Annotated in this window: 5 protein-coding genes; 1 reads left to right on the top strand and 4 read right to left on the bottom strand. The window is 63.9% G+C overall.

Going from position 1 to position 3664, the window contains the following annotated elements; translation table 11 throughout:
* The 3 genes from gmk to mltG form a co-directional block, all read right to left on the bottom strand.
* Positions 1-594, bottom strand: a 594-nt coding sequence (gene gmk / locus EN925_RS27755) for a guanylate kinase (protein WP_128337066.1), incomplete at its 3' end; no start/stop codon positions are given.
* Positions 595-597: 3 nt separating this feature from the next.
* Positions 598-1488, bottom strand: a complete 891-nt coding sequence (locus EN925_RS27750; protein ID WP_013532513.1) for a YicC/YloC family endoribonuclease — start codon at positions 1486-1488, stop codon at positions 598-600.
* 153 nt (positions 1489-1641) lie between these two features.
* The gene (gene mltG / locus EN925_RS27745; RefSeq protein WP_245268565.1) at positions 1642-2751 is read right to left on the bottom strand and encodes an endolytic transglycosylase MltG; all 1110 of its coding nucleotides are present in this window, start codon (positions 2749-2751) and stop codon (positions 1642-1644) included.
* Between mltG and EN925_RS40925 the strand changes: the two genes are divergently transcribed.
* On the top strand, positions 2750-3022 hold the full coding sequence (locus tag EN925_RS40925) for a hypothetical protein (RefSeq protein ID WP_244514282.1): 273 nt from the start codon (positions 2750-2752) through the stop codon (positions 3020-3022). The two genes, mltG and EN925_RS40925, sit on opposite strands and share 2 nt — an antisense overlap.
* Here EN925_RS40925 and EN925_RS27740 read toward each other — a convergent pair.
* Positions 3010-3664, bottom strand: a 655-nt coding sequence (locus tag EN925_RS27740; RefSeq protein WP_281040666.1) for a beta-ketoacyl synthase N-terminal-like domain-containing protein, incomplete at its 5' end; no start/stop codon positions are given. The two genes, EN925_RS40925 and EN925_RS27740, sit on opposite strands and share 13 nt — an antisense overlap.

The following is a 3664-nucleotide window of genomic DNA, read 5'->3' as shown; positions in this document are numbered from 1 at the left end:
TCTCAGCCGCTCGGCGACGACGATGCCGCGCACTTCGGCGAAGGCGCGGTCGAGGTCGTCATTGACGATGACGAAATCATATTCCTTCCAGTGCTCGATCTCGTTGCGGGCGTTTTTCAACCGCGTTTCGATCACCGCTTCCTGGTCTTCGGCGCGGCGCTTCAGCCGTGCCTTCAACTCCTTCATCGATGGCGGCAGGATGAAGATCGAGACGATGTCGGCGCGCATCTTCTCCTTGAGCTGCTGGGCGCCCTGCCAGTCGATGTCGAAGAGCATGTCGCGCCCTTCAGACAGCGCCAGTTCGGCAGGCTCGCGCGGTGTCGCATAGCAATTGCCATGCACCTCGGCCCACTCCAGCAGCGCGTCTGAATCACGAAGCCGCTCGAGTTCGCGCATCGTCCGGAAATGATAGTGGACGCCTTCGATCTCGCTGCCGCGGCGCGGCCTGGTGGTGACCGAGACCGACAGTTCGAGGCTGGAATCGCTTTCCAGAAGATTGCGCGCGATCGTCGACTTGCCGGCGCCAGACGGCGACGACAGGACGAGCATCAGGCCCCGGCGGCGAATGCGGGACCCCAAATCCTTGGCAACCATCGGCTACTCCAGATTCTGGATCTGTTCACGAAACTGGTCGACCACCGCCTTCAGGTCCAGCCCGATCGCGGTGATGGCGGCGGCATTCGACTTGGAACACAGCGTATTCGATTCGCGGTTAAATTCCTGTGCCAGAAAATCGAGCTTGCGACCGACCGCGCCGCCGCCCACCAGCAGTGCCCGGCCGGATGCGACATGCGTTTTCAGCCGGTCGATCTCTTCGCGAATATCGGCCTTGGTGGCCAGGAACGCGGCCTCCATGTGCAGTCGGGTGGCATCCAAATTGGCGGAAGCGTCCATCAGCAGCCTGACCTGCTCGGCGATGCGTTCCCGGATCACCGCGGTCTCGCGGGATGGATCCACTTCTGCCCGCAGCGTCAGCGCCTCGATTGTGTCGATATGACCCGACAGCAGCAAAGCCAGCGCGGCCCCTTCGCCCTGCCGAGCCTGTTCGAGCCCGTTCAAGGCCACTTCGAGCGCGGCCATGATCGCGGCATCGAGCGCAGCCCTCGCCTCCTCGGTTTCGACAGTCTCGGGAATGTCGAGCACGCCACGCAGCGAAAGCAATCCATCCGAGGTCGCCGCAGCAACGCCGAACTGCTCCTGCAGCCGCTTGGCGAGCCCAGCCAGGTCCTTCAGGAAGGCTTCGTTGACGACCGGCTGCGCCTGCGCGCCGACGGCACGGCCGATGGTCAGCGTCGCCTGAAAATTGCCGCGTGCAAAACGTTTCTGAAGTATCTGCCGGACAGCCGGTTCCAACCGCTCGAAGCCTTGCGGCAGCCGCAGCCGTACTTCGACGCTCTTGCCGTTGACGGACTTGACCTCCCAGGCGATCGAAGTGCCTTCGTGCTCGGCGACGGCACGTGCAAAACCGGTCATGCTCTGCAAATTCATATCGCCCACACGTCCCTGGCACATTGCCCCGAACCGGCTTTCCGGACAGAGCAAGTGCGGCTTGAAAATGACTGCGCAGGCGCGTCGAAATCGGACGCGCGGCGCTCTTGCAAATGTCAGGGCGTCGCCTGTCGGGCAACGCCTTTCTTCATTCTACTGGGCAGCGCCCGCGTCACCGCCGCTGTCGTCGGCACCGTCAGCCGGCCCACTGTCGGCCGGCCCACCGTCCGCCGGCTTGACGGCATCGCTGTCGCCGCCGCCGGTCGTCTTGGCGGCTTTGGCGACGTCATCCGCCTGCTTCTTCTGCAGAGCGCGATAGCGGGCGACATTCTCGTTGTGCTCGTCCAGCGTCGCGGCAAAGACGTGCCCACCGGTGCCGTCGGCGACGAAATAGAGGTCGTCGGTCTTCGATGGGTTGGCCACCGCCTCCAGCGCTGCACGACCCGGATTGGCGATCGGCGTCGGCGGCAAGCCGTTGATCACATAGGTGTTGTAGGGGGTCTGTTTCTGGATATCCGACTGGTAGATCGGCCGGTCCGCCGGCTTTCCCTTGCCGCCGAACAGCCCGTAGATGATGGTCGGATCGGATTGCAGGCGCATGCCCTTGGCAAGCCGGTTCAGGAAGACGGCGGCAACCCGTGAACGCTCGTCACCCTTGCCCGTCTCTTTCTCGACAATCGAAGCCAGCGTGACGAACTCCTCGACGTTGGCCAGCGGCAGGTCCGGCGCGCGCCGCTGCCAGACATCGTCAACCAGCTTCTTCTGATCCGCAAGCAGCTTGTCGACCATCTGCTGGCGTGTCGCGCCGCGCGTGAAGCGCAGCGTGTCGGTGGCGAGGCTGCCCTCCGGCGGCGTGGTTGCCGGCATGTCGCCGCTCAAGGCAGTCTCCTCGGCGATGCGCTGCAATGCCTGGTCGACAGTCAGTCCTTCAGGGATGGTCAGCGAATACATCACCGACTTGCCGCTCTTCAGAAGCTCCATGATATCGCGCATGGAAGCCCTGGGCTTGATCTCGTACTCGCCGGCTTTCAGCGCCGAATCATTGCCGAAGGCGCGCACGCCAAGGCGGAATACCCGGGCATCACTGATCAGTCCGCGGCGTTCGAGCTGGTCGGCGATATCCTGGACGCCGGTGTTCGGCTTGACCAGGAAGGTATCGCCATTAGCGGAGGGTCCGGGCTCGGTGAATTCCTGCTTGCCGAAATAGACCGCGACGCCGGCCGCCAGAACCACCAGCATCACCGAGGAGATGACGAAGTTCATGAACACGACGACCTGGCTGCGTGACGCACGCGAGCGCTTCGGCGGCGGCGTGCCGGCCTCTGGCCGCAACGCCTCGCTGGCCGTTTTCGGCACGATCGGTCCGGATGTTGCCGGCCGTTGCCCGAATTCTCCGTTGCCTGCCGGATTTGTGTTCATTTCGCCCTACCGTTTGATCGCCCAACGAATCCCCAGCGGCAGAGTAGAGGCGAATATGGCAAAATTGACGGCACGCCAAAGCGTCGCCCGGCAGCCGGACGATCAGCCATTGTAGCGCTGGAAGACCAGCGACGCATTGGTCCCGCCAAAGCCGAACGAATTGGACAGCGCCACGTCGATCTGGCGGGCGCGCGGCTTGTTCGGCACCAGGTCGATCGCGGTTTCGCGTTCGGGGTTGTCGAGGTTGATGGTCGGCGGCGCGACATTGTCCCTGATGGCAAGGATCGAGAAGATCGCTTCGGCGGCACCGGCCGCCCCAAGCAGATGGCCGATCGACGACTTGGTCGACGACATCGAGATCTTCGATGCGGCATTGCCGACAAGCCGCTCGACAGCGCCGAGCTCGATCGTGTCGGCCATGGTCGAGGTGCCGTGCGCGTTGATGTAGTCGACGTCGGCAGGCGTAAGCTTGGCCCGGTTGAGTGCCGCCGTCATGCAACGGAAGGCACCATCGCCATCCTCGGCGGGCGCCGTGATGTGATGCGCGTCGCCGGTGAGACCATAACCCGTCACCTCGGCATAGATCTTGGCGCCGCGCGCTTTGGCATGTTCGAGCTCCTCGAGCACGACAACGCCGGCGCCCTCGCCCATGACGAAGCCGTCGCGGTCGCGATCATAGGGGCGCGACGCCGTTTGCGGCGAATCATTGCGTTCCGTCGACAGTGCCCGGCATGCGGCGAACCCGGCGATCGACAGC

Origin of the sequence: Mesorhizobium sp. M7A.F.Ca.US.006.04.2.1, from assembly GCF_004022915.1 — a bacterium.
GTDB lineage: Bacteria > Pseudomonadota > Alphaproteobacteria > Rhizobiales > Rhizobiaceae > Mesorhizobium > Mesorhizobium ciceri.
The sequence above is the reverse complement of the archived record's forward strand: the minus strand, read 5'-3'. Positions and strand labels throughout refer to the sequence as shown.

What these genes read in the sequence shown, in the direction of transcription:
- EN925_RS27750 (WP_013532513.1), bottom strand. Translation starts at nt 1,488, where the DNA reads ATGAATTTGCAGAGCATGACCGGTTTTGCACGTGCCGTCGCCGAGCAC.
- EN925_RS40925 (WP_244514282.1), top strand. Translation starts at nt 2,750, where the DNA reads ATGAACACGACGACCTGGCTGCGTGACGCACGCGAGCGCTTCGGCGGC.
- mltG (WP_245268565.1), bottom strand. Translation starts at nt 2,751, where the DNA reads ATGAACTTCGTCATCTCCTCGGTGATGCTGGTGGTTCTGGCGGCCGGC.